The following is a 20946-nucleotide window of genomic DNA, read 5'->3' as shown; positions in this document are numbered from 1 at the left end:
GCGGCACCGCACCGAAATATCAGCGGCAGAAGCAACCCTGGCCGCATCGACCCGACGGCCGAGGTCTTCGACCATGCCCAGCACCATCATCGCGTCCGCTTCACCCAAGAGCGAAAAAGACACCGAATCCAGCACGGCCGCGGCCACGTCACGCACCTGCTGCAGCTGCTGCACGAGCGAGAGCACCGCCTGCGGTGAGGCGGTGGGGTGGTACGGAGTGGGGGCCCCAGCCATGCCCTAATAGTATCTGTGTACTAATCTGCAGTCAAGAGATTCCGCACGAATGTAGAAAGTAATTCGGTCGGAGCGGTGCCGTGGTTAGCCCACCACGTGCATCCGTCGGTGCGCCCCGACCTCAGCCTGCAGCGGAAGCGTCCGGACGCTCTCGAAGCGGCGCAACTCCCCGTCGATCGGATCGGTGAAGGTCACCTCGCTCGCCAGGAGCTGCAGCGGGCGGGTGAAATCGTCGAGCGCGACATCCTGAACGACCGGATACACCGGGTCATCGATGATGGGGATCCCCAGGCCCAACATGTGCATCCGCAGCTGATGGGTCTTTCCGGTGCGCGGCGTCAGCCGATAGACGCCCGTGTGCTGCAGAACGGTTTCCAGCTCGATCAGCGACTCGGCATTGGCCGGGTCCTCGGTCACCTCGGCCTGCCAGTGGCCGCGCCTGCTCGTGAGGTGGTTGCGCACGGTGACGGGCAAATCCAGATCCTGCCGCAGCGGGGCCAGCGCCCGGTAGATCTTTTCGACCTCGCCACGTTGGAACATGGATTGATACTCCCCTCGCCAGCGCCGTTCCGTCGCCAGAACCACGAGGCCAGACGTCACCCGATCCAGTCGATGCAACGGCGAGAGCTCGGGAAGTCCCAACTCGGCGCGCAAGCGCACCACCACACTCTGTACAACGTGTCGGCCGCGCGGAATGGTCGAGAGAAAGGCCGGCTTGTCGATCACGACGAGTCGGGCATCCCGATGCACCACGTGGATGGTCCCGGGCACAACTGTCTCATCGGCGAGATCGCGATGAATCCAGACAAAGGTACGCGGGCCATAGGGGTCGCTGCCGACGACCGGCGCACCCGACTGATAGGCGAAGCGTTCCCCGGCCAGAAACCCGGCGACATCGACGAACTCGGCGAGTCGCTCGAGCAACCACGTACCCATGGTCGGCCACGGATGCGGCCCGGCCCGGTCCGCATCCGGCGTGCACACCCAGGCAGCGTCAAGCCCGTGGCGCTGTGGCAACGGGGAGGGCGGTGGCATTCACCGATCGTACGCCGCGGGGCAATCGCTCCACCAACTCGGAGCCACCCGCGGCGAGCCGAAGAGCATGACGGCGAAACCCTACAGGTAGTATGTGAACCGCACCCCAACCACTAGATGTGGTTCTTTCGCCCGACTCAGCGTCCCGCCCGATTGCCGTGGGTACCGACCCCAAGGAGATGGCAGCGCGTGCTGAAAATGGAAAACCCCGGCGCAGGAAACCTCACGACCGAGCATGCTCTGGGCGCGCTCATGGTGGCCAAACGGGACGGGCGCCTGCTCGCCTTCGACAACGCCCGCATCTACGCGGCACTGGCCAAGAGCTTCACCGAAGTCAACGGCGAGCTGACCCCGCTCACGCACCGAACCATCCGTGATCTGGTCGCCCGCGTCGACCGCGAGATCGCCTCGCGCTTCTCGGTCGACGTCAAGATCTACGAAGTGCAGAACATCGTGGAACACGCCCTGCTGGACAGCAAGGAATATGACACCGCCGAGGCCTACATCAACTACCGCATCCAACGGGACTTCGCCCGCAGCAAGGCCACCGACATCAACCACTCGATCATCAAACTGATCAGCAAAGACGAATCGGTCGTCAACGAAAACGCGAACAAGGACAGCGACGTCTTCAACACGCAGCGAGACCTGACCGCCGGCGCGGTGGGCAAGGCCATCGGCCTGAAGATGTTGCCCCCGCACGTCGCCAACGCCCACCAGAAGGGCGACCTGCACTTCCACGACCTCGACTACCACCCCTATGCGCCGATGACGAACTGCTGCCTGATCGACTTCACGACCATGCTGAGCCAGGGCTTCCGAATCGGCAACGCCGACGTCAACCCGCCCCGGTCGATCCAGACGGCGACGGCCCAGATCTCCCAGATCATCGCGAACGTCTCGTCGAGCCAGTACGGCGGATGCTCGGGGAACCGCATCGACGAAGTTCTCGCCCCCTACGCCGAGAAGAACCTCGAAAAGCACCTGGTCGACGCAGGCAAGTGGATCGCGGATGAGTCGCAGCACCGGTCCTACGCCGAGGAGAAGACCCTCAAAGACATCTACGACGCGATGCAGAGCCTCGAGTACGAGATCAACACCCTGTTCACCTCGAACGGGCAGACCCCCTTCACCTCCCTGGGCTTCGGCCTCGGCACCAGCTGGTTCGAGCGGGAAATCCAGAAGGCGATCCTACAGATCCGGATCGAGGGGCTCGGCAGTGAGAAGCGCACGGCGATTTTCCCGAAACTGATTTTCACCATCAAGCGCGGCCTCAACCTGGCACCGACCGACCCGAATTACGACATCAAGCAGCTTGCGCTGGAATGTTCCACCAAACGCATGTACCCCGACATCCTCAACTACGACAAGATCGTCGAACTCACCGGCAGCTTCAAGGTGCCGATGGGCTGCCGCTCGTTCCTGCAGGGCTGGACCGACGGGCAGGGCAACGACGTCTCCGAGGGTCGGATGAATCTCGGAGTCGTGACGCTCAACCTGCCCCGGATCGCCCTCGAGGCCGCCGGTGACAAGGACAAGTTCTGGAGCATTCTCGCCGAACGGGTAAGCACGGCGCGCGACGCCCTGCTCTTCAGAATCGACCGGTGCAAGGAAGCGACCCCGGAGAACGCCCCGATCCTCTACATCTACGGCGCCTTCGGCCAACACCTGAATGCCGGTCAGCCCGTCGACACCCTCTTCAAGAACAAGCGCGCCACCGTTTCCCTCGGCTACATCGGCCTCTACGAGGTGGCCGCGGCCTTTTACGGCGGTGACTGGGAGTCCAATCCCGAAGCGAAGGACTTCACCGTCGAGATCCTGCGCACGCTGCATGGGCGCACCCAGGAATGGAGCGCCGAGTACGGCTACCAGTTCAGCGTGTACTCGACGCCGAGCGAGAGCCTGACCGACCGGTTCTGCCGACTCGACACCGCGAAGTTCGGCGCCGTGGCAAACCTCACCGACAAGGACTACTACACCAACAGCTTCCACTACGACGTTCGCAAGAGCCCGACGCCGTTCGAAAAGCTGGACTTTGAGAAGGTCTACCCGGCGTACTCCTCCGGCGGGTTCATCCACTACTGCGAATACCCGATCCTGCAGCAGAACCCCAAGGCGCTCGAGGCGGTGTGGGACTACTCCTACGATCGCGTCGGCTATCTGGGCACCAACACTCCGATCGACCGGTGCTACGCCTGTGGCTTCTCGGGCGACTTCGACGCCACCGAGCGTGGATTCGAGTGCCCCGAGTGCCACAACGCCGACCCGATGACCTGCGATGTCGTCAAGCGCACCTGTGGCTACCTCGGCAACCCGCAGGCCCGCCCGATGGTGCACGGCCGGCACACCGAGATCACCTCCCGGGTCAAGCACATGCCGGGCGCCACCGGCATCCGTGGGGCGGATGCCGCGGCATCCGTCGCCGAGGATGCGTAACCCCCGGCCCGGCGAGTGGCTGTCGGAGAAACTGAGCCAGCGGTACGTCGGCGACTACAAGCCCTTCGTCTTCGTCGACGGCGAGGGGGTGCGGTGCAGCCTGTACCTGTCCGGTTGCCTGTTCGCCTGTGAGGGCTGTTTCAACGAGGCCACCTGGAGTTTCCGCTACGGGCAGCCGTACACCCCGGAACTCGAGGACCGGATCCTGGCCGACCTTGGCCAGGAGTACGTCCAGGGCCTCACCCTCCTCGGCGGGGAGCCGTTCCTCAACACCGGGGTGTGCCTGGCCCTCCTCGACCGCGTGCGCCGGGAGCTCGGCACGTCGAAGGATGTGTGGTGCTGGACCGGCTACACGTTCGAAGAACTGTTGCGGGAGAGTGCGGACAAGTTGGCCCTTCTCGGCACGATCGACGTTCTGGTCGACGGTCGGTTCGAACTCGCCCAGCGCGACCTCAAGCTGCAGTTCCGGGGTAGCAGCAACCAGCGGATCATCGACGTTCAGGAGTCCCTGGCCAGTGGACAGGTGACGCTGTGGGGCGGGCTCACGGACGCGACCGGCACCTTCGAACAGATCGAGAAACGGAAACTGATCTAGGTCAGAACAGCGGCCAGGGCACCGCGGGCATGTCGCCGCGCGGCGCGGGGAACCGCCCCTCAGTGCGCAACCGGTCGCAGCGTGCAGCGAGTGCGACGATCTCGGCGTCGCTGAGCAACCCGGCGAGGATGTCGCCGAGCTCGCCGGTCAGCTGCGCACTGACCCGGTCGATCCCATCCAGCTCGTCGGCGGTGAGTTCGTCGCCCAGCCAGCCCCAGAGCACGGTGCGCAACTTGTGGTCAACGTGAAAGGTGAGGCCGTGGTCGATGCCATGACGGTGCCCGTTCGGCATCGCGAGGATGTGGTCGCCCTTGCGATCGGCGTTGTTCACGACGATGTCGAACACGGCCATGCGTCGCATCGCGGCCGAGTCCTCATGGATGAGGGTCACCGCACGATTGTGCTCGTCCCGGCCGTCGAAGACGCGACGCCAGCCCGGGGTCGGCGCGGCTTCCCACGGGACGAGGTCGACGGCATCCTGATCGGGATCGGCATGCTGCCACAGCTGCACCATCCCCCGGCCCATCGGGCCACCCCGCAGCCAGGTCCGAGGCACGACGTTCCAGCCGAAGGCCTGTGAGACCAGGTAGGCCGAGGCCTCGCGGTTGGCAAGATTGCCGTCGGGAAAGTCCCACAACGGATTCTCACCGGCGATGGGCTTGTAGACCACCGTGAATCCACCGATGGTTCCGAGGAAGGTCGCGTTCGAGGCCGTCGTGATGCGTCCCGTGAGCTCGAGCTCACCGTTGAGCTCACCGTCGAGCTCACCGTCGAGGGCGGCATCGTGCATCAGGGGCTGCCGGGGAGGGTGCAGGTGTGTCCGTCGGCCTCGATGGGATCGCCGCAGAGCGGGCAGAGGGGGCGGCCGGCCCCCACCACCTCGCGGGTGCGCGTGGCGAAGGCCCGGGCGGTACCGACGGGCATCCGTACCAGAAGCATCTCCGCCGGCTCCTGCATGATCGCGTCGAGCAGATCCTCGTCGGGCACGTCGTCACTGCCCGGATCGACTTCCACGAGCGGGTAGGCCTCAAGCACGACCTGCACGGTCGACGGGTCCCAGCCCAGGCTCATCCCGCCGGTGCGGAATTCCTCCGCGACGGGCTGATCCAGCGGCTCGTTGTCGACGAGTTCGACGGGGGTGGTGCTCGGGATGCTGAACGGGTTGCCCTCATGGCTCATCAGCTGGTCGAGCATCTCGTCGATTTTCTCGGCGAGCAGCGCCGATTGTTGTTTCTCCAGGGCGATGCTCACGATCTGAGCTCCAGTGCGCACCTGCAGGTAGAACGTGCGAGAACCAGGCAGACCGACGGTGCCGATGACGACACGATCCGGCCAGGAAAACTCATGGACGATTGTGGACATGTCGGTATTTTAGGCGACCGTTGGGTGCGGCGCCTGACCGGCCCCGCCACCGACCGGCGCGTCGGCCAGAGGGGCGCTGGCGCCGAGCCAGGCGAGGTCGCCGGCATCCGTGTTGATGGCGTGCACGCTCGGCCGGCTGGTGCCGTAGCGCACGATCGAAACGGATGCCGGACCCACGTTGATGCGCTGGAAGAGGTCGAGGTGCATGCCGAGCGCATCGGCCAGAACGGACTTGATGATGTCGCCGTGGCTGACCGCCACCCACACCGCGCCCGGACCGTGCTCGGCCTCGAACGCCGCATCGTGACGACGGATGGCGGCGACCGACCGGGCCTGCATGGTCGCCATCGACTCTCCGCCGGGAAAGGTGACGGCCGACGGTTGAGACTGCACTGTCGACCAGAGCTTCTCCTTGGCGAGATCGCCGAGGGCCTGGCCCTGCCACTCACCGTAATCGCACTCGGTGATGCCCTCCTCCACCGGCGTCACGAGCGAGCCGGCCTGGTGGTCCAGGATGAACTGAGATGTCTGCCGGCAGCGCTCCAGAGGACTCGACACCACGCCGACCAGCGGCACCACGGCCAGGCGCTTGGCCGTCTGGGCGGCCTGATCCTGCCCGATCTGGTCGAGCCGAACGCCGGCAGCGCGGCCGGCCAGCATTCCGGTGGCATTTGCGGTGGTGCGACCGTGCCGCACGAGGATGACTGTGGCCATGGGTACAGCCTAGACAGGCGGGGTGGGAACGGCGCCCGGCCAGACGATCTGATGCCTCAGGCGGCCGGATGTCACGTCGCGTCCGTCAAGCTGACCGCCGACACCGTCCACGCGGTGCAGTCAGCTGGACTCTCCGTGACTCAGTCGGTCGGGTCGGTGATGAACCCCTCGTCGATCATCCAGGCATAGGCCACATCAGCGGGTTCCTTTCCGTCGACGTCGACCTGACGGTTCATGCCGCGCAGAACCTCGTCGGTGAGCTTGGGTGAAATCCGGGCGAAGATTTCTTCCAGGCCGGGGGTGGCCTCGATCGACTCGGTGAAGAAGACCGGCGCGACGTTGTACGCAGGGAAAAACGCGAGATCGTCGGTCAGAACTGTGAGGTCGAGCGCGTCGAGTCGGCCGTCGGTCGTGAAAACCTCGCCGAAGTTGCAGGCTCCGTCGTCGGTCGCGCTGTAGATCGCACCGGTGTCGTAGATTCCGATGTTGCCATCGGGCACCCCATCAGCGGCGCCACGTTCGAGTCCGTAGTGGGCGAGCATGGGGTTCATGCCGTCCGGGCGGGAGTTGAATTCGGATTCGACGCAGAAAGTGCGATCCTCGACCGGCAACGCGGCGAGTTCGGACATGGTCGTGATGCCGCCGAGCTCGGCGACCGCCTCACTGCGCACAGCCAGGGCGTAGGTGTTATTCATCGGGGCCGGTGCGCCCCAGGTGACGCCGTTCTGGATGTCGATGTCATACACGGCTTGCCACATTTTGTCTTGGTCGGCGATCGACTCATCCTGACCGAGGTAGGTCAGCCACGCGGTTCCGGTGTATTCCCAGAGCACGTCGGCCTGACCAGAAAGAATCAGCTCTCGGGTCGGCTGACTGCCGGGCAGATTACTGAGGTCTGTGACGTCGAATCCCGCGGCGGTCCCGGCGAGCACCGCGATCTTGCCGAGCAGAAGCTGCTCCGTGAAGTTCTTGGACGTGACCGTGAGGTCGACGCCCTCAGCACCCTCGAGCGGGGTGATCGACCCAGGTCCGACCGCGGGAACGTACGAGGTTGCCGGCTTCAGTCCGCAACCGCTCAGAACGACTGCGGACAGGGCGAGGAGACCGGCCGCCACCCCCCAGCGGCCGAGGGACGTGAGGCGGGTGCGAGAAGACGAGCGGTACATCTAGAGTCCCTTCGGGTGAGCGATGTGTTCCACAACGCGGCCTGCCCAGTCGATGAGCAGGGCGAGCAGAGCCACGAGCAGCGCTCCCGTGACGAGCACGGGGGCGAGGCTGAGATTGACGCCCGTAGTGATCAGGATGCCGAGTCCGCCGCCGTTGACGAACGTGGCCAGGGCCGCGGTGCCCACCAGCAGAACGAGAGCGGTGCGCACGCCCGACAGCATGACCGGAACGGCGAGCGGGAGCTCCACCCGAAACAATACGGCGGCGGAGCTCATGCCCATGCCTCGTCCGGCCTCGATGAGGCGGGCGTCGACCTGCTGCAGGCCCACCATGGTGTTGCGCAGCACCGGGAGCGCGGCGTAGAGCACGAGACTCAGCGTCGCGGCCCAGAAGCCGAAGCCGACCCAGAACGCGAGCAGCACGACGACGCCGATCGCGGGGGCCGCCTGACCGAAGTTGGCGATGGCGAGCACCGGTGCGGTCAGAAACCGCAAGGGCTTGCGGGTCAGGGCGATTCCCAAGGGAATCGCGATGACCAACACGATCACCGCGGCGAGCAGGGTGAGCTGGATGTGCTCCACCGTGTAGACCCAGAGCGCGCCGGGAGCGAGGGTGGTGAGCACGATCGGCGACAGGTCGGCCGTCAGCAGCCAGATCACGAGCGCCAGGAACGCGAGCAGGATGCCGACCAGCTGGTAGACCAGACCCCGCCAGGATCGCCACACCGTGCGAGCACGGCTGACCGGTACGCCGGCCGCAGTCGGGTCGCCCGGCGTTTCAACGGCGGAATCGCCGCCGGCAAGGCCCGCCTCTGTATGCGGGGTGCGGGTACTCACTGAACGGACCGTGCGTCAGCGCCGCTGGGATCGGTCTCGATCAGGTCTGCCTCGGCGGCCGACACCTGCGCCTGGAACAGGCCGGTGTTCAGCCCGACGGGGGCCTGGTCTGACTCAAGCACGGCCGCGGACTGTGACCGGGTGATGGCGTCCATCACGGTTTGAACGTCGATGACGCCCTTGAACATGTCGCGGCGGCCCGTGACGAGCACGGCCCCGGCGCTCGAGACGAGCATCGTGTCGAGCGCATCATTGAGCGTGGCCCGCTTGCCGACGACCGGAAGTTTCGGGTCGGGAACGTCGCTGATGACCTCCAGGCGGCCGAGCTGGCGCGCGGAGAGCCACTGAATGGGTCGGCGACGCTCATCGACGATGACCGCGTGGCCGTGGCCGGTCTCGACGACGCGGGCCAGCACATCCGCTGCCCGTTCACCGGGTTGGCCCACGACTGCGTCGCTGAGGCTGACCTCCGCCACCCGGGTCAGGGTGAGCTGTTTGAGGCCGGCGCCGGACCCGATGAAGTTTTCGACGAACTCGTTGGCCGGGTCGCCGAGGATGCGTTCCGGGGTGTCGTACTGCACGAGCTGGGCACCCTCGTTGAAGATGGCGATCCAGTCGCCGAGCTTGACGGCCTCGTCGAAGTCGTGGGTGACGCAGACGATGGTCTTCTGCAATTCTTCCTGGATGTTGAGCAGTTCGTCCTGCAGGCGCAGGCGGGTGATCGGGTCGACGGCGCCGAAGGGCTCGTCCATCAGGAGCACGGGCGGGTCGGCCGCGAGGGCGCGCGCCACGCCGACGCGTTGCTGCTGGCCGCCGGAGAGCTCCTTGGGGTATCGGTCGCGGTAGAGCGCCGGGTCGAGGGAAACAAGCTCGAGGAGCTCGTCGACGCGGGCCGCGATGCGGGCTTTGTCCCAGCCGAGCATCTTCGGCACGATGCCGATGTTGGTGGCGACCGTCATGTGCGGGAAGAGTCCCCCGGCCTGAATGACATAGCCGATACCTCGGCGCAGGGTGTCGCCGTTCATGTCGGTGACGTCGTCACCGTCGACGACGATGCGACCCTCGGTCGGTTCGATGAGCCGGTTGATCATCTTAAGGGTCGTGGTCTTGCCGCAGCCCGAGGGACCGACGAGCATCACGATCTTGCCGGCCGGGATCTCCATGGTGAGACCGTCGACGGCGGGGCGCGCCTGGCCGGGGAACCGCTTGGTGACGTGGTCCAACAGGATGCTTGCACCGGTGATGCCGGTGGGGGTGACGGATTCCTCGGTGCTGCTGGATTCAGCAGGGTTGGATGCAATGAACTCAGACACGGATACCTCGAGGTGTGGTCAGGCGGCCGAGGCCGACGAGAAGGAGATCAAGAATAAGAGCGAGCACGACAACGCCGATGACGCCCGTCAGTACCGACTCGAGGGAGTTGGCGCCGCCGAGGCGGGAGAGGCCGGAGAAGATGAATCCACCCAGGCCCGGGCCGAGGGAATATGCGGCGATCGCGGCGACACCCATGACCATCTGAGCGGAGACCCGAACGCCCGTGAGGATGATCGGCCAGGCGATCGGCAGTTCCACCTGAAGGAGCGTGCGAAACCGGCTCATGCCGATGCCGCGGGCGGATTCCACGATCGATGGAGCAATACCCGACAGGCCCACGACCGCGTTCCGCAAAATGGGCAGCGTGGCGAAGAACGCCACCACGACGACGGCCGGAAGGACACCGAAGCCGAGCGGCGCGATGAGCAGCCCGATGAAGGCAAACGACGGGATGGTCAGGCCGATGGCCGACACCGAGTTGGCGATCCCGGTGAGCGCGGAACTGCGGTAGACGAGCGAAGCCAGCACGACGGCGATGACTGTCGCCAGGATCAGGCACTGAACGACAAGGCTGAAATGCTGCCAACTGCTGAATAGGATCTGCTCATACTGATCCCCTAGAAAGTCCAACACATCAAAACCTCTTCGAGTCGAGAACACACCGATGCACCGCCACCGGCACGGGCGCAACGGGAGGCGCGGATGCCGAACTGGATGGGGACGCAGGCCGTAAGCCTGCGGTGAGGGTTGCTAATTATTCTCGCACGGCCACTCCCCCTATGGCCGCAGCGAGATATTACGGACCGGTGAGCGCCTGACTGGCCGACTGGATGCTCCTCTAGGGTGTGAACACCGTTTACGTCAGGATGCAGCTGAATGAATTTCGATCTCGCAGGCAAGACAGCCCTCGTCACCGGCGCCAGCTCGGGCATCGGCAGTCACTTCGCCCGAGCCTTCGCCGCGAAGGGGACGAGCCTCATTCTGGTGGCCCGCCGAACCGACGAATTGGAGGCTCTCGCATCCGAATTGCGCAAGCAGAACGGGGTCGACGTCCACGTCATTTCGCAGGACCTGAGCGTGCCCGGTGCGGCCGCCGCGGTCGAGCACCAACTCCTCGACCAGCAGATCACCGTCGATGTTCTCGTGAACAACGCCGGCTTCGGAACCAATGCGCGCCTGGTCGACGAAGACCGAGCCCGCCTTCACTCGGAGATCGCTCTGAACGTCAGCACGCTGGTCGACCTGACGGCTGCCTTCCTGCCGGGCATGGTGGCCCGAGACTCGGGCATCATCGTGAACATCGCCAGCACCTCGGCGTACCAGCCCGTGCCCGGGATGGCGGTCTACGCAGCCACGAAGGCGTTCGTCCTGTCGTTCACCGAGGCCGTCTGGGGCGAGACTCACAACACCGGAGTGCGGGTTTTCGCGGTGAGTCCGGGTTCCACCGACACTGAGTTTTTCGACGTCGCCGGTTCGCAGTCACCCGGCAAGCGAGTGCCGGCCTCGAATGTCGTCGACGTTACCCTGGCTGCCATCAGCGCCAGAAAATCGGTGCCGTCCGTGGTTGTCGGTGCGCGCAACAGAGTCACTGCGTCGCTCGTCACGTTCATCCCACGCAGAACGGTGATCACACTTGCCGGTTCGATCTTCCTTCCCCGGGGCTAGCCGATCGGTCTGTGGCTCCCGGAAGGTCAGATCTAGTGCCAGGTCGAGAGCGGATTCGGCCAGAGCACCATCGGCGTGCGGCCCGGTGTCGCCGCCTGGCTCGACCTGACCTCGAAGGAAGGGCACGTGCGCAACAAGCTCGATGGCGACGTGCTCCCGACGCGTCCGAGCCGACCGTCACGGTGCGTGCGCGCACCCAATTCGGCAACATCAGCATCCAGCGCGCGGTGAACTCGGCGCCGAGGAGGTTGTTGCAGCGCCATGCCCGGCCTCGCACCAATTCGACGGAGATTTTGGGTCAGACACCCGTTTTTGAGCCTCAACGCGCTGTTTAGAGCAAAATCTCCGTCGGATTCGTTCAGTACGAGGTGCTGCCGCGCCCCACACCAGGAGGTTGTTGTCCTGCCGCGCCCGAGCAGGCGGCCCGTGGCACCGTGTTCAACCAGTACGGCACATAGTCTTGGATCGGCGGTCCGTCCGAGGCTCGGCGTTCGTAGAGGACCGCCCTCTCGATACTCGTGCGCGAAACATGCGGGAATCTCTCGGCGAGACGATCGACCACCTCTGCGACGGCCCTGAGTGCGTCTTTTCTGCTCGCTTGCCCAGCCGTGTTCGGTTCAGCGCGTCAAATGGAGCACCGTTGCGGGAGGTCCTCTGGGGCGACGGGCCGCGAAATGAGGTAGCCCTGCACGGCGTCACAGCGCAAGTCACGCAGAAGCTGGAGTTGGTCCTGACGTTCGACGCCTTCGGCTGTGACCGAGAGCCCGATGGCATGAGCGGTGTCGATGATCCCGCCCACGAGCAGGGCGTCCGAGGGTGAGGAATCGATGTTGTCGACGAAGGATTTGTCGATCTTGACCGTGGTCAGAGGCAGGCTACGCAGCAGGGCAAGCGAAGAGAAGCCGGTGCCGTAGTCGTCCAGGGCGATGCTGATCCCCGCCTCCCGGAGCTGTTGGAGCTGTCCGATCGCCCGGGGCAGATCGGTGATCGCGGCGCCCTCGGTGATTTCAACCTCGATGAGGTGCGCCGGTATGCGATGCCGGTGGAGTGCCTCAACGAGCTCGGGAACGATGGTGCGGGCCGCCAGTTGGAGTGGAGACACATTCACTGCGACTCGGCGCGGGGTTCCCGCATCCAACCAGAGTCTGGCCTGGGCGCAGACCTCGTTGAGGACCCGTTGCCCGATGCGGTGGATGTCGCCGGACAACTCCATGATCGGAATGAATTCGGCGGGCGAGACGGGGCCAGAATCGGGTCGGTCCAGCGCAGCAGCGCCTCCACCGCCGAACGGTCGCCGCTGGCCAGGTCCATCTGCGGCTGGTAGTGCAAGTTGAAAGCGCGGGTCGCGAAGGCCTGCGGCAGGCGCCGCCGGATGAGCGCATTCCGAACGATGGGCGCGGCCTCGCCGTGCCCATCGAGACGGGCGACCTGGCGTTTTCCGGCCTGCTTGGCCTTGAGCATGGCCCCATCGGCGTGGCGGAGCAACGCGTCAAGCCAGCTCAGTTCCCGTTCTGCTCCGACATCACCGGCCATTGCGATGCCGACGGATGCCGAAACATGCAGCAGATGGCCGTCACAGACGAAAGGCACCGACGCGCCGAGTACGACCTGATCCGCGATGGCGAGAAGCTGCACGTCATCCACGTCGACCAACAACGCCGCAAACTCGTCGCCGCCGATGCGGGCGAGCACATCGGCGGGGCGAACGATGTCGCGCAGCCGGTCTGCGAAGCCGACCAGGATCTCATCTCCGGCCTGGTGACCGAAGGTGTCGTTGATCGCTTTGAAACCGTCAAGGTCGATGTAGAGAACCGCGATGCGGGTCATGTCCACGGTTCCCTCAATCGACGCGGCTCCGCTCTCCTCCAATTGCCGGCGGTTGGGCAGTCCGGTCAGGGAATCGTGGAGTGCGGCGTATCGAAATTCTGTCGACAACCGTTCGAAGATCTGAGACACCGACACGACCCGTGGCCCCTCGTCGGTCAGCACGAGCACGTCACGGTAACGGTTGCCCTCCAGCAGCTCCAGGATGCGCTGCGCCGCATTCGCCAGGCTCATCGCACCGGGCAGGGCGAAGGAATTTTCCGGCACCATCTGGATGGCCGTCGACCGGGCATGCAGGCCGCGACCGTAGCCCAACCGTCCGGTCAGAGTGAATTCCACCTGTTCCCGTGTCAACAGGAAGAAACTGCCGTCTTCCCGCACGACGAGGGAACGAAGTTGTCGGTTCGCACGGAAAACGCGGTCGATTTCGCTGACCGGCGTCGTGGCCGTCACCTGTTGGACGCTGGTAGCCAGGTCTGCCAGGCACACGACCCGCCCCACGCAATTGGGTGGGGCGTCAGGAATGGTGCTCATCCCAAATGATCACCCGACTGCTATCCGGGACCCGACGTAACCCGCCGGAGTTTGCCAGTTGTTCAGCCGCCCGCCGCTCATCATTGCGAGATGAACAGCGGGTCGTTACTTCAGCGGAATCACACTCACAGTTATGGCTGGGCTTCGGTTTTTGCCTGCTGACGAGCCTGAGTGTGCTGGATGACGAACACCATGACGAGGGTGATCGAGGACGTCACGCTGTAGAGAATGTTGTTCCACCAGGAAGGAAAGCCAACCAAGAAGCCCACCATCAGCCACAGCGCCGTGAGGAATGCGACAGCCGACCCCACCGTGGCGAGCGCGGTCGCATCACCCACCCGATGAAGAAGGCGGCTGCCCCACAGGTGCTGCCGCCGCGTTGGACCGCGGCTTTCGCCTCGCGGGTCACTTCTGACGCCGCCGCGGTGAGGTCGGCGACCAGGCGCGCGTCGCGACCTCGAGGCCGACGGCGACCCCGCATCCTGCTTTTCGTTCTGACCAGACATAGGCATCACAGTAACCGAAATGGCGTTCCGCGCAGTCGGGACTAGGGCAGCGGTCCGCGCCGCGACGATAACCCGGCGAAGAGGGCGTGCAACAGCGGGAGCGCGGACACGGCTACGAGCACCGTTCCGAGCACGACATCTTCGGCCCGCAGCAGAATGCCGCCGATCAGCAGAGCGGCGAAGAGGATTGCCGAGACGATCTGACGTGCGGTTCGCTCGATGGCGACCAAGCGACGCTCGATCCGGGGAGTCTGCACCGAGACGGTACCCTCGTCGAATCGCGTCGTGAGGTCGTCGAGCCGCTGGGGAAGCCGCGCGATGATGGCCGCAACCGACGCCACTTGCTTTGCGGCCGCCTGCACCACGTTCCCACCCTCGGCGCGGATCAGCTGGGCGGAATATGGCTCGACGGAATTCCAGATATTGAACGCAGGGTCGAGCGAACTGCACATTCCCGAGGTCAGCGACATCGCGCGCACGATGAGCAGAAAGTTTTCCGGAAGCTGAAACGGCAGCGAGCGAACCACATCACCGAACTCGATGGCGAAGGCGCGGAACTCGCGTGGGTCGACATCCTGCAACTCGGCGAAACCCATCCCACCGAAACGGGCGAACAGCTTCGTCATCGCGCGCTCGAGTTCGGCGGTGTCAGCGGACGGCAGGAGCACACCCACTTCGCGGATGCCGTCCACCATCCCCTTTCCGTCCCGTGACGCGGCGGCGATGAGCAGATTCACCAGGCCCCGACGTAAGACATCGGGCACGTCGCCCATCATCCCGAAGTCGATGAAGGTGAACTTCCAGGCCCGGCCGTGGTTCGTGTCGGGTACACCGGTGGCGAGCGGCGTGACGAAGATGTTCCCGGGGTGCGGGTCGGCGTGGAAATAGCCATTGACGAAGAGCTGGTCGAACATGACCGCCGCGAAGTCTTCGGCAACTTCCGACGGGTCGATTCCGGCTGCCCTCAGCCCGTCGACGTCGTTGATCTTGATCGCGGTCACGTCTTGGAGGGTCAATACGCGCCGGGTAGTGCGCTCCCACACCATTTCGGGAACGCTGACCCGGGGGTCGTCTGTGAAGTTCTGATCGAATCGTTCGGCGCTTGCCGCCTCGTGCAGGTAGTCGATCTCCTCAAGACTCGTGAACGCGAATTCCTCGACCAGGGCGGGCATGTCGACGCGATCCGAGACGAGACGCACGTGGCTGAGCCAGCGGGCGACACGTCGGAGAGCGCCGAGGTCGACATCGACGATCTCGCTGATGCCCGGCCGCTGAATCTTGACGACGACGTCGAGCAGGCCTGTCTCGGCGGCATCCAGTTCCGACAGCCGAGCGCGATGCACCTGACCGAGGGATGCTGCGGCCAGCGGCGTGGGATCGATGTAAGAGAACGCATGCTCGAGCGTCACACCCAGCTCGGCTTCGGCGACGGCTTGGATCGCCGGAAAAGGCACCGGCGGAACCTCGTCCTGCAGACCCTCGAGCTCTTTCGTGATCTCCGGAGGCAGCACGTCGAGGCGCGACGACATGAACTGGCCCACCTTGATCATGAGGCCACCCAGGTCGACCGCGAGCACGTGAAAGCGTTGCGCGATGTGCTGCAGGCGCGCCGATCTGCTTCGTGCTGCGACCCGCGCCAGCCCGACCCGCGGGAGAAGAACTTCGTACCACCACGTCTGCGCCAGATACAGGGCGGCGAACCGCAAAATCCGGCGGGAGCGGGCACGCAAGTTCCCGACGTCGGTCATCTGATCTCCGTGATGCCGACGTGCTGTGGGCACTCGGTCAGTCCTGGGCGAGGATGGCGTACAGCTTGCGACGCGCCTCATCCAGGATGGCGACAGCCTGCTTCACCTGCTCCGGGTTGCCAGAGCGCCCGACCTGCGCGGCGGCCTGAGCCAGGTCGATGCCGGCCTTGGGCAGCGCGGTCGCCCGCCCGGTGCCCCGGGCGTTTTGGGCCTCCCACGGGGCCGGCTGGTCGGCCGTGGCATCCGCTACCCCGCGGCCTTCGTCCGTGAGCGAGTAGGTCTTGCGACCGTTGGACTCCTCCGCGTTGATGAGGCCCTCGTCCGCAAGCAGCTGAAGCGTGGGGTACACCGAGCCGGGGCTCGGCTTCCAGGCGCCACTGCTGCGCTCCTCGATCTCATGAATGATCTGGTAGCCGTGCATCGGCTTCTCAGCGAGCAGCGCAAGTACCGCCGCACGCACGTCCCCGCGTGCCATTCTCGGACCGGCCTTGCGGTCGAACTGTCCGCGCAGCTGCTCCATGGCGTCCCACATCCCGCTGGGCCAGCCCTCACCAGCACCGCCCCGGCGTGCCCCGAACCCGTCACCCATAAATGAACCACTCATGATGTCCTCCTCAGCGCCGAAGCCATCAGGCTCGACGATAGTTAACGATATATCGTTCGAGACCTGACAGCGAAACCAGATTCAATCTTCTTTCCACCGTCTGGGAGGCGCCTGTGCCCACCCTGCCTCGCGGTAATGTTGACCCCAGTGCCGTCGCCCTGAACCGGGACGATGCCCCTGAATCCGAGGAGAACCAGATGTCCGTCGGCCTGCTCGCCGTTGTCGATGACGTACTTACCGCCGCTCTCAAAGCGAGCGCGAAGACCGCAGGCGTCGTGATCGACGATGCGGCCGTCACGCCTCAGTACGTTCAGGGGCTGTCACCGGCGCGCGAGCTTCCCATCGTGTGGCGGATCGCTCTCGGTAGCCTGTTCAACAAGTTCGTCATCATCATCCCGCTCGCACTCCTCCTCTCGGCCTTCGCGCCGTGGGTGTTGCCGTGGCTGCTGATCATCGGCGGCACCTATCTGTGTTTCGAGGGTGCGGAGAAAGTCACCGAGTGGTTCGGAGTTCATCACGGCACTGATGACCCTGAGATGAGGGATGAGCGAAAGCTCGTCTTCGGCGCTATTCGCACCGACCTCATCCTCAGCACGGAGATCATGCTCATCGCACTGGCGGGTCTCGATCCCGACTTTGGGATCTGGATGACGCTCGGCGCCTTGATCGTGATCGGTCTGGGGATGACGGTGCTCGTCTACGGCGCGGTCGCCCTGCTGGTCAAGATCGACGACATCGGGCTGACGCTGATGAAGCACCCGGTACGACGGGTCCGACGCACCGGCGCGCGCATTGTGCGATCGATGCCGGCCGTATTCCGAGTGATCAGCGTCATCGGCACGGTCGCCATGTTGTGGGTGGGAGGCCATCTGGTGATCGTGAACCTGAACGACACGATCTGGAGCGTTCCCTACGACTTTCTGCACGCCGTGACGCAGGCGGTCGAACCTGCGGGACCCATCATTGCCTGGGTCACCGACACTGCGATGTCGCTCGTTTTCGGGCTCATTCTCGGTCTGATCATTGCCGCGGCCCTGTTCGGGATCTCGCGCCTTCGCAAGAAGAGTCGGTCCCACCGCGTACCGGCCTGATTCCGTCGCCGGCTGGCAAGCCGCAAACAGCATGAAACGAGGATGTCCCGGTGCAGTTCTCCCTGTGGGTGGCCCTTGTCGGCGCGGGCACCCTGATCAGCTTCACGCCCGGTGCGGGGGCGATCAACACCATGAGCAACGCGCTCAACGCGGGCTTCCGCCGCTCCATCTGGGGAATCCTGGGCCAGCAGGCCGCGCTTCTCATCCACATCGTGATCGTGGCACTCGGTGTCGGTCTGCTCGTGGCCGGTTCTCCGATCGCCTTTAACGTCATTCGCTACGCGGGTGCCGCCTACCTCGTCTACCTGGGCATCCGTCAGTTTCTGGCCAAGCCGGAACTTGATGGCGAGCGCACCCGAGCCCTGAGCGCTGAGCCCCGTTGGTCGATGTTCCGACGCGGGCTGTGGGTGAACATACTCAACCCCAAAGCGGTCGTGTTCTTCCTCGCGTTCCTACCCCAGTTCATCCGAGTGGACAGACCGATGCCGACTCAGTATCTGATCGTCGCGGCCACCGTCGTTGCGATCGACATTCTGGTGATGTGGTTCTTCTTCGCCGGAACAGCGCGTTCATTCCAGCGATTCACCCGCGATGGTCGCGGCCAACGCGTGTTGAACCGCATTTTCGGCGTACTCTTCGTGGGCGTCGGCGTGCTGCTCGCCGTCATCCACTAAGAATCTGAGGATGCTTCTGCCTCCACCCGAGCTGCGAACTCCTCCATGCCTGTGGCGATGTTCTCCTGTCGCGAGTCGTCATCTTCGGGGTTGTCAGGGGCGTCATACGGCCAAGACATGTACACGTTAGGGTCGATCACGAGGAACGCGGCCAGCGAGCTGCTCGGGATCGCTTCATAATCGCGCACCTGCTCGTCTGACTGGTCCATGCCCATCCATGCGATGCCCGTGTTTTCTGGCAGGACAACCCACCCTTGACCGCGGAACACCTCGGCGAGGTCTGGTGGGACGCTGGCATGCACCTGAGCGAAACCGCGGGTGGTGAGGGCCGGTGCGAGAGTGTTGAGGAGTTCTCGGCACACCTGCGCGGATCCACCGGTGATCAGCAACTCGAAGACGGCGGTGCCGTGGTCGCTGACGATTGCATCGTCGATGTCATCGTCGGTGGAGTCTTCGTCGAGCTGATTCTCGTCGACGTAACTGTCCGGTTCGGTGACAAGAGCGCCGAGAAGCCGACCGTCATCAGTTTCGGCGACGAGGGCGAGAGCCATGGACGCGATTTGGAGTTCGATGGTGTCGTCGAAATAGATCTCAGGCGCGTCATCGACTTCGGCCTGCGGGTGTTCAGTGAACAACGCGACGAAAGCAGAACGATGCCTCTGAGTGAGGCGTCGGACTCGGAAGCTCAGTTTCTCGCTCATGCTTGAGCCTCTCGACGATGTTCTGCGTGATGTGACGCTCCGGTACCGGAACACTCGAATTTATCATGCGATGGGTGACCACGATTGTCGCCCGCTGTGCCTCGTGCAGGCGTTCATAGAAGGCCGGGAAGTCAGTTCTTAGTGACGCAATTTATCCCGGTTCGTCACACACTCTGGCAGAATTCGTCTGTTTTCTCAGGTTGCTTGCGCTGCCTCCGGGCGCCGAATCATGTTAAGTGCCATCCGGGAATGCCGCCGGTCAGCACGTCGCCGGTGTCACCAAGCAGGAGTTGCACAAGGTCGGCTCTGAGACCAAGAGTCAGGCGAAGGCCCTGTACCGGGAGACCCAGACGGAGCTCGCTGACCAGGCCGCATCCCAGCAGAAGCGGGTCGCGTCGGTCATCCGATCGCTCGCCGACGAGTTCGGCGCGATGGCCGGAACATCCGAAACGCAGGGAGTGGCCAGCGACCTTGCCCAACAGGCCGCGACGCGGGCTACCGGTATCGCGGACTGGCTGGACCAGCGCGATCCAGGATCCCTCCTCAGCGAGGTTAAGAATTATGCCCGGCGCAAGCCCGGAACCTTTATCGCCATCGCGGCGGTGGCGGGCGTCCTCGCCGGACGGCTGACGCGCGGAGTGATCGAGGAGCATAAGGACTCTGCCGAAGATTCCACTCCCGAGTCCACGGTCACCCCTGGTTACACCGCGACCAACCCCGATTTCACCGCTGGCTCCGACTACGGTTCCAACGCCGGGTTCCCCTCGACCACCCCCGGCCTCGGTGGGCTGCCCCGATGACTGACCTGCACACTCCCTCCGAACGCAAGGCCGCCGAGACCTCCCTGGGCGACCTGCTCGGTGAGGTCACCCGTGACGTGTCCACACTCGTGCGCCAGGAGGTTGCTCTGGCCAAGGCGGAAGTGCGCCAGTCTGCCACCCGCGCCGGCAAGGGAGCGGGACTGCTCGGGGGTGCGGGGTATGCCGGCGCCGCGCACCGTCGATTCTCTGAAGCACATTCCAGACGCACTCAAACGAAATGAGGAAAACCGATGAGCACCGATTTCACTTCCGGCACGAACACCGATCCGGACATTCTTCGCGCCGAGATCGAAAAGACCCGCCGCGAACTCGGCAGCGACGTCGACGCCTTGGCTGACAAGGTCACGCCCGACAAAATCATGCAACGTCAGACCGAGAAAGTGAAGGGAGCCGTGGGCTCTGTGAAAGACAAACTGATGGGTTCGGCATCCGACGCGGGCGATTCCCTTAATGGAGTGAGCGAAGACGCCTCCGGCCTCGCACACCAGGCCGCCCAGAAGGCGAGGGGAACCCCTTTGGCCATCGGCCTGATCGCCTTCGGTGTCGGCTGGCTGGCGTCGTCGCTGGTTCCGGCGAGCCCCACAGAGAAGCGAATCGCCGGAAATGTTGCTGAAGCAGCTGAGCCTCTCGTTCAGGAGGTGACCGACGCCGCAAAGCAGGTCGGCGAGAACCTCAAGCAGCCGCTCAGCAACGCAGCAGAGGCCGTGAAGGAAACGGCCACCGATGCGGCAGGCACCGTGCAGACCGAGACCACCGACGCTGCCGGCCAGGTGCGCGACGAAGCGAAGCACGCGGGGCAGACCTCGGCCTTATAGCGCCGGTAGATCCCGGCGGCCGGCGACGAGCTACGCGACCCGCTCACGCGGTGCAGCTCCTCGCCGGCCGTTGCCTGCCCTCTTCACTCTCCGGTCAGCAGACCGAGCGCAACGCACGGTTGGGCAAATGATGGGTTTCCGATGGGAAGTTTTTGGGATTAGTCATCGTCCCGGTATTGCGGTTTGCTCTCCGTGCCGCTTGGATGCTGGAGATGAATGGTTCTTATGTCCCGTCTCAGTGATGCGCCGGTTGTCGCGGTCCCCGTTCCC

General features: G+C 64.6%; 22 protein-coding genes and 2 pseudogenes. 8 read left to right on the top strand and 16 right to left on the bottom strand.

Translation table 11 applies throughout. The features are described from left to right. Both E3O62_RS04760 and E3O62_RS04755 read right to left on the bottom strand, forming a co-directional pair. Positions 1-234 (bottom strand): hypothetical protein (locus E3O62_RS04760; protein ID WP_134397709.1); only part of this gene is annotated, 234 nt, incomplete at its 3' end. A gap of 84 nt (positions 235-318) precedes the next feature. Next, positions 319-1158, bottom strand: coding sequence for a pseudouridine synthase (locus tag E3O62_RS04755; RefSeq protein ID WP_241973323.1), 840 nt, complete (start codon positions 1156-1158; stop codon positions 319-321). Between the two features lie 309 nt (positions 1159-1467). On the opposite strand from E3O62_RS04755, the gene nrdD reads away from it, so the two are divergent. Next, on the top strand, positions 1468-3705 hold the full coding sequence (gene nrdD, locus E3O62_RS04750) for an anaerobic ribonucleoside-triphosphate reductase (protein ID WP_134397715.1): 2238 nt from the start codon (positions 1468-1470) through the stop codon (positions 3703-3705). Beyond that, a complete protein-coding gene (gene nrdG / locus E3O62_RS04745; RefSeq protein ID WP_134397707.1) occupies positions 3698-4300 on the top strand; it encodes an anaerobic ribonucleoside-triphosphate reductase activating protein in 603 nt (200 codons plus the stop codon). Before nrdD ends, nrdG begins: the two co-directional genes overlap by 8 nt. Before the next feature lies 1 nt (position 4301). Here the strand turns inward: nrdG and E3O62_RS04740 are convergent, their stop codons facing one another. The 7 genes from E3O62_RS04740 to E3O62_RS04710 all read right to left on the bottom strand — a co-directional run bounded on the left by E3O62_RS04740 (position 4302) and on the right by E3O62_RS04710 (position 10326). Then, positions 4302-5090, bottom strand: coding sequence for an SCO1664 family protein (locus E3O62_RS04740; protein ID WP_134397706.1), 789 nt, complete (start codon positions 5088-5090; stop codon positions 4302-4304). Next, complete coding sequence (locus tag E3O62_RS04735) at positions 5090-5662, bottom strand: DUF3090 domain-containing protein (protein WP_134393584.1); 573 nt, start codon at positions 5660-5662, stop codon at positions 5090-5092. The genes E3O62_RS04740 and E3O62_RS04735 overlap by 1 nt, the downstream gene beginning before the upstream one ends. 9 nt (positions 5663-5671) lie before the next feature. Next, positions 5672-6376 (bottom strand): histidine phosphatase family protein, encoded by a 705-nt coding sequence (locus E3O62_RS04730; protein ID WP_134393585.1) that lies wholly within the window; start codon positions 6374-6376, stop codon positions 5672-5674. 140 nt (positions 6377-6516) lie between these two features. Then, on the bottom strand, positions 6517-7542 hold the full coding sequence (locus E3O62_RS04725) for a glycine betaine ABC transporter substrate-binding protein (protein WP_134393586.1): 1026 nt from the start codon (positions 7540-7542) through the stop codon (positions 6517-6519). Next, positions 7543-8268 (bottom strand): ABC transporter permease, encoded by a 726-nt coding sequence (locus E3O62_RS04720; RefSeq protein ID WP_134397714.1) that lies wholly within the window; start codon positions 8266-8268, stop codon positions 7543-7545. It lies immediately after the preceding gene. A 107-nt stretch (positions 8269-8375) separates the two neighbouring features. Further along, a complete protein-coding gene (locus E3O62_RS04715) occupies positions 8376-9623 on the bottom strand; it encodes an ATP-binding cassette domain-containing protein (RefSeq protein ID WP_134393626.1) in 1248 nt (415 codons plus the stop codon). Positions 9624-9684: 61 nt separating this feature from the next. Beyond that, the gene (locus E3O62_RS04710; RefSeq protein WP_104101578.1) at positions 9685-10326 is read right to left on the bottom strand and encodes an ABC transporter permease; all 642 of its coding nucleotides are present in this window, start codon (positions 10324-10326) and stop codon (positions 9685-9687) included. 243 nt (positions 10327-10569) lie between these two features. On the opposite strand from E3O62_RS04710, the gene E3O62_RS04705 reads away from it, so the two are divergent. Continuing rightward, complete coding sequence (locus E3O62_RS04705) at positions 10570-11358, top strand: SDR family oxidoreductase (RefSeq protein ID WP_134397705.1); 789 nt, start codon at positions 10570-10572, stop codon at positions 11356-11358. 358 nt (positions 11359-11716) lie between these two features. Here E3O62_RS04705 and E3O62_RS17510 read toward each other — a convergent pair. From E3O62_RS17510 to E3O62_RS04675, 6 genes and pseudogenes are all read right to left on the bottom strand, one after another. Then, a pseudogene (locus E3O62_RS17510) lies at positions 11717-11923 on the bottom strand (three-helix bundle dimerization domain-containing protein); the annotation flags it as partial. A 60-nt stretch (positions 11924-11983) separates the two neighbouring features. Continuing rightward, positions 11984-12571, bottom strand: coding sequence for an EAL domain-containing protein (locus tag E3O62_RS04695; protein WP_134397704.1), 588 nt, complete (start codon positions 12569-12571; stop codon positions 11984-11986). Beyond that, on the bottom strand, positions 12463-13716 hold the full coding sequence (locus E3O62_RS04690) for a GGDEF domain-containing protein (protein WP_134397703.1): 1254 nt from the start codon (positions 13714-13716) through the stop codon (positions 12463-12465). The genes E3O62_RS04695 and E3O62_RS04690 overlap by 109 nt, the downstream gene beginning before the upstream one ends. 131 nt (positions 13717-13847) lie before the next feature. After that, on the bottom strand, positions 13848-14054 hold the full coding sequence (locus tag E3O62_RS16510) for a low affinity iron permease family protein (protein WP_166786416.1): 207 nt from the start codon (positions 14052-14054) through the stop codon (positions 13848-13850). A gap of 209 nt (positions 14055-14263) precedes the next feature. After that, positions 14264-15970: an AarF/ABC1/UbiB kinase family protein gene (locus E3O62_RS04680; RefSeq protein ID WP_134397701.1), complete on the bottom strand. Its 1707-nt coding sequence runs from the start codon at positions 15968-15970 to the stop codon at positions 14264-14266. A gap of 37 nt (positions 15971-16007) precedes the next feature. Further along, positions 16008-16574 (bottom strand): PadR family transcriptional regulator, encoded by a 567-nt coding sequence (locus E3O62_RS04675; protein WP_134393591.1) that lies wholly within the window; start codon positions 16572-16574, stop codon positions 16008-16010. Positions 16575-16771: 197 nt separating this feature from the next. Here E3O62_RS04675 and E3O62_RS04670 point away from each other — a divergent pair, with 197 nt between their 5' ends. Both E3O62_RS04670 and E3O62_RS04665 read left to right on the top strand, forming a co-directional pair. After that, a complete protein-coding gene (locus E3O62_RS04670) occupies positions 16772-17665 on the top strand; it encodes a DUF808 domain-containing protein (RefSeq protein ID WP_134397713.1) in 894 nt (297 codons plus the stop codon). A 50-nt stretch (positions 17666-17715) separates the two neighbouring features. Then, the gene (locus tag E3O62_RS04665) at positions 17716-18339 is read left to right on the top strand and encodes a LysE family transporter (protein WP_134397700.1); all 624 of its coding nucleotides are present in this window, start codon (positions 17716-17718) and stop codon (positions 18337-18339) included. Here E3O62_RS04665 and E3O62_RS04660 read toward each other — a convergent pair. Beyond that, positions 18336-18974 carry a hypothetical protein gene (locus tag E3O62_RS04660; protein WP_134397699.1) on the bottom strand — a complete coding sequence of 213 codons (639 nt, stop codon included), beginning with the start codon at positions 18972-18974 and terminating at the stop codon, positions 18336-18338. The genes E3O62_RS04665 and E3O62_RS04660 overlap by 4 nt on opposite strands. 302 nt (positions 18975-19276) lie before the next feature. On the opposite strand from E3O62_RS04660, the gene E3O62_RS04655 reads away from it, so the two are divergent. The 3 genes and pseudogenes from E3O62_RS04655 (at position 19277) to E3O62_RS04645 (ending at position 20676) form a co-directional block, all read left to right on the top strand. Then, positions 19277-19840, top strand: coding sequence for a hypothetical protein (locus tag E3O62_RS04655; protein WP_134397698.1), 564 nt, complete (start codon positions 19277-19279; stop codon positions 19838-19840). Then, positions 19837-20028: pseudogene (locus E3O62_RS04650) on the top strand (phage holin family protein); the annotation flags it as partial. The gene E3O62_RS04655 and the pseudogene E3O62_RS04650, both read left to right, overlap by 4 nt. 63 nt (positions 20029-20091) lie before the next feature. Then, positions 20092-20676: a DUF3618 domain-containing protein gene (locus E3O62_RS04645; RefSeq protein WP_134397696.1), complete on the top strand. Its 585-nt coding sequence runs from the start codon at positions 20092-20094 to the stop codon at positions 20674-20676. Positions 20677-20946 lie beyond the last annotated feature (270 nt).

It is taken from the genome of Cryobacterium sp. TMT2-15-1 (assembly GCF_004402345.1).
Classification (GTDB): domain Bacteria; phylum Actinomycetota; class Actinomycetes; order Actinomycetales; family Microbacteriaceae; genus Cryobacterium; species Cryobacterium sandaracinum.
Note: the sequence above shows the minus strand (reverse complement) of the source record. Positions and strands in the feature narration are given on the sequence as shown.

Bases quoted from the DNA above. Each gene is read 5' to 3' on its own strand.
- nrdD (WP_134397715.1), top strand. From the start codon at position 1,468: ATGGAAAACCCCGGCGCAGGAAACCTCACGACCGAGCATGCTCTGGGC.
- nrdG (WP_134397707.1), top strand. From the start codon at position 3,698: ATGCGTAACCCCCGGCCCGGCGAGTGGCTGTCGGAGAAACTGAGCCAG.
- E3O62_RS04740 (WP_134397706.1), bottom strand. From the start codon at position 5,090: ATGCACGATGCCGCCCTCGACGGTGAGCTCGACGGTGAGCTCAACGGT.
- E3O62_RS04735 (WP_134393584.1), bottom strand. From the start codon at position 5,662: ATGTCCACAATCGTCCATGAGTTTTCCTGGCCGGATCGTGTCGTCATC.
- E3O62_RS04730 (WP_134393585.1), bottom strand. From the start codon at position 6,376: ATGGCCACAGTCATCCTCGTGCGGCACGGTCGCACCACCGCAAATGCC.
- E3O62_RS04725 (WP_134393586.1), bottom strand. From the start codon at position 7,542: ATGTACCGCTCGTCTTCTCGCACCCGCCTCACGTCCCTCGGCCGCTGG.
- E3O62_RS04705 (WP_134397705.1), top strand. From the start codon at position 10,570: ATGAATTTCGATCTCGCAGGCAAGACAGCCCTCGTCACCGGCGCCAGC.
- E3O62_RS04695 (WP_134397704.1), bottom strand. From the start codon at position 12,571: ATGGAGTTGTCCGGCGACATCCACCGCATCGGGCAACGGGTCCTCAAC.
- E3O62_RS04690 (WP_134397703.1), bottom strand. From the start codon at position 13,716: ATGAGCACCATTCCTGACGCCCCACCCAATTGCGTGGGGCGGGTCGTG.
- E3O62_RS04680 (WP_134397701.1), bottom strand. From the start codon at position 15,970: ATGACCGACGTCGGGAACTTGCGTGCCCGCTCCCGCCGGATTTTGCGG.
- E3O62_RS04675 (WP_134393591.1), bottom strand. From the start codon at position 16,574: ATGAGTGGTTCATTTATGGGTGACGGGTTCGGGGCACGCCGGGGCGGT.
- E3O62_RS04670 (WP_134397713.1), top strand. From the start codon at position 16,772: ATGTCCGTCGGCCTGCTCGCCGTTGTCGATGACGTACTTACCGCCGCT.
- E3O62_RS04645 (WP_134397696.1), top strand. From the start codon at position 20,092: ATGAGCACCGATTTCACTTCCGGCACGAACACCGATCCGGACATTCTT.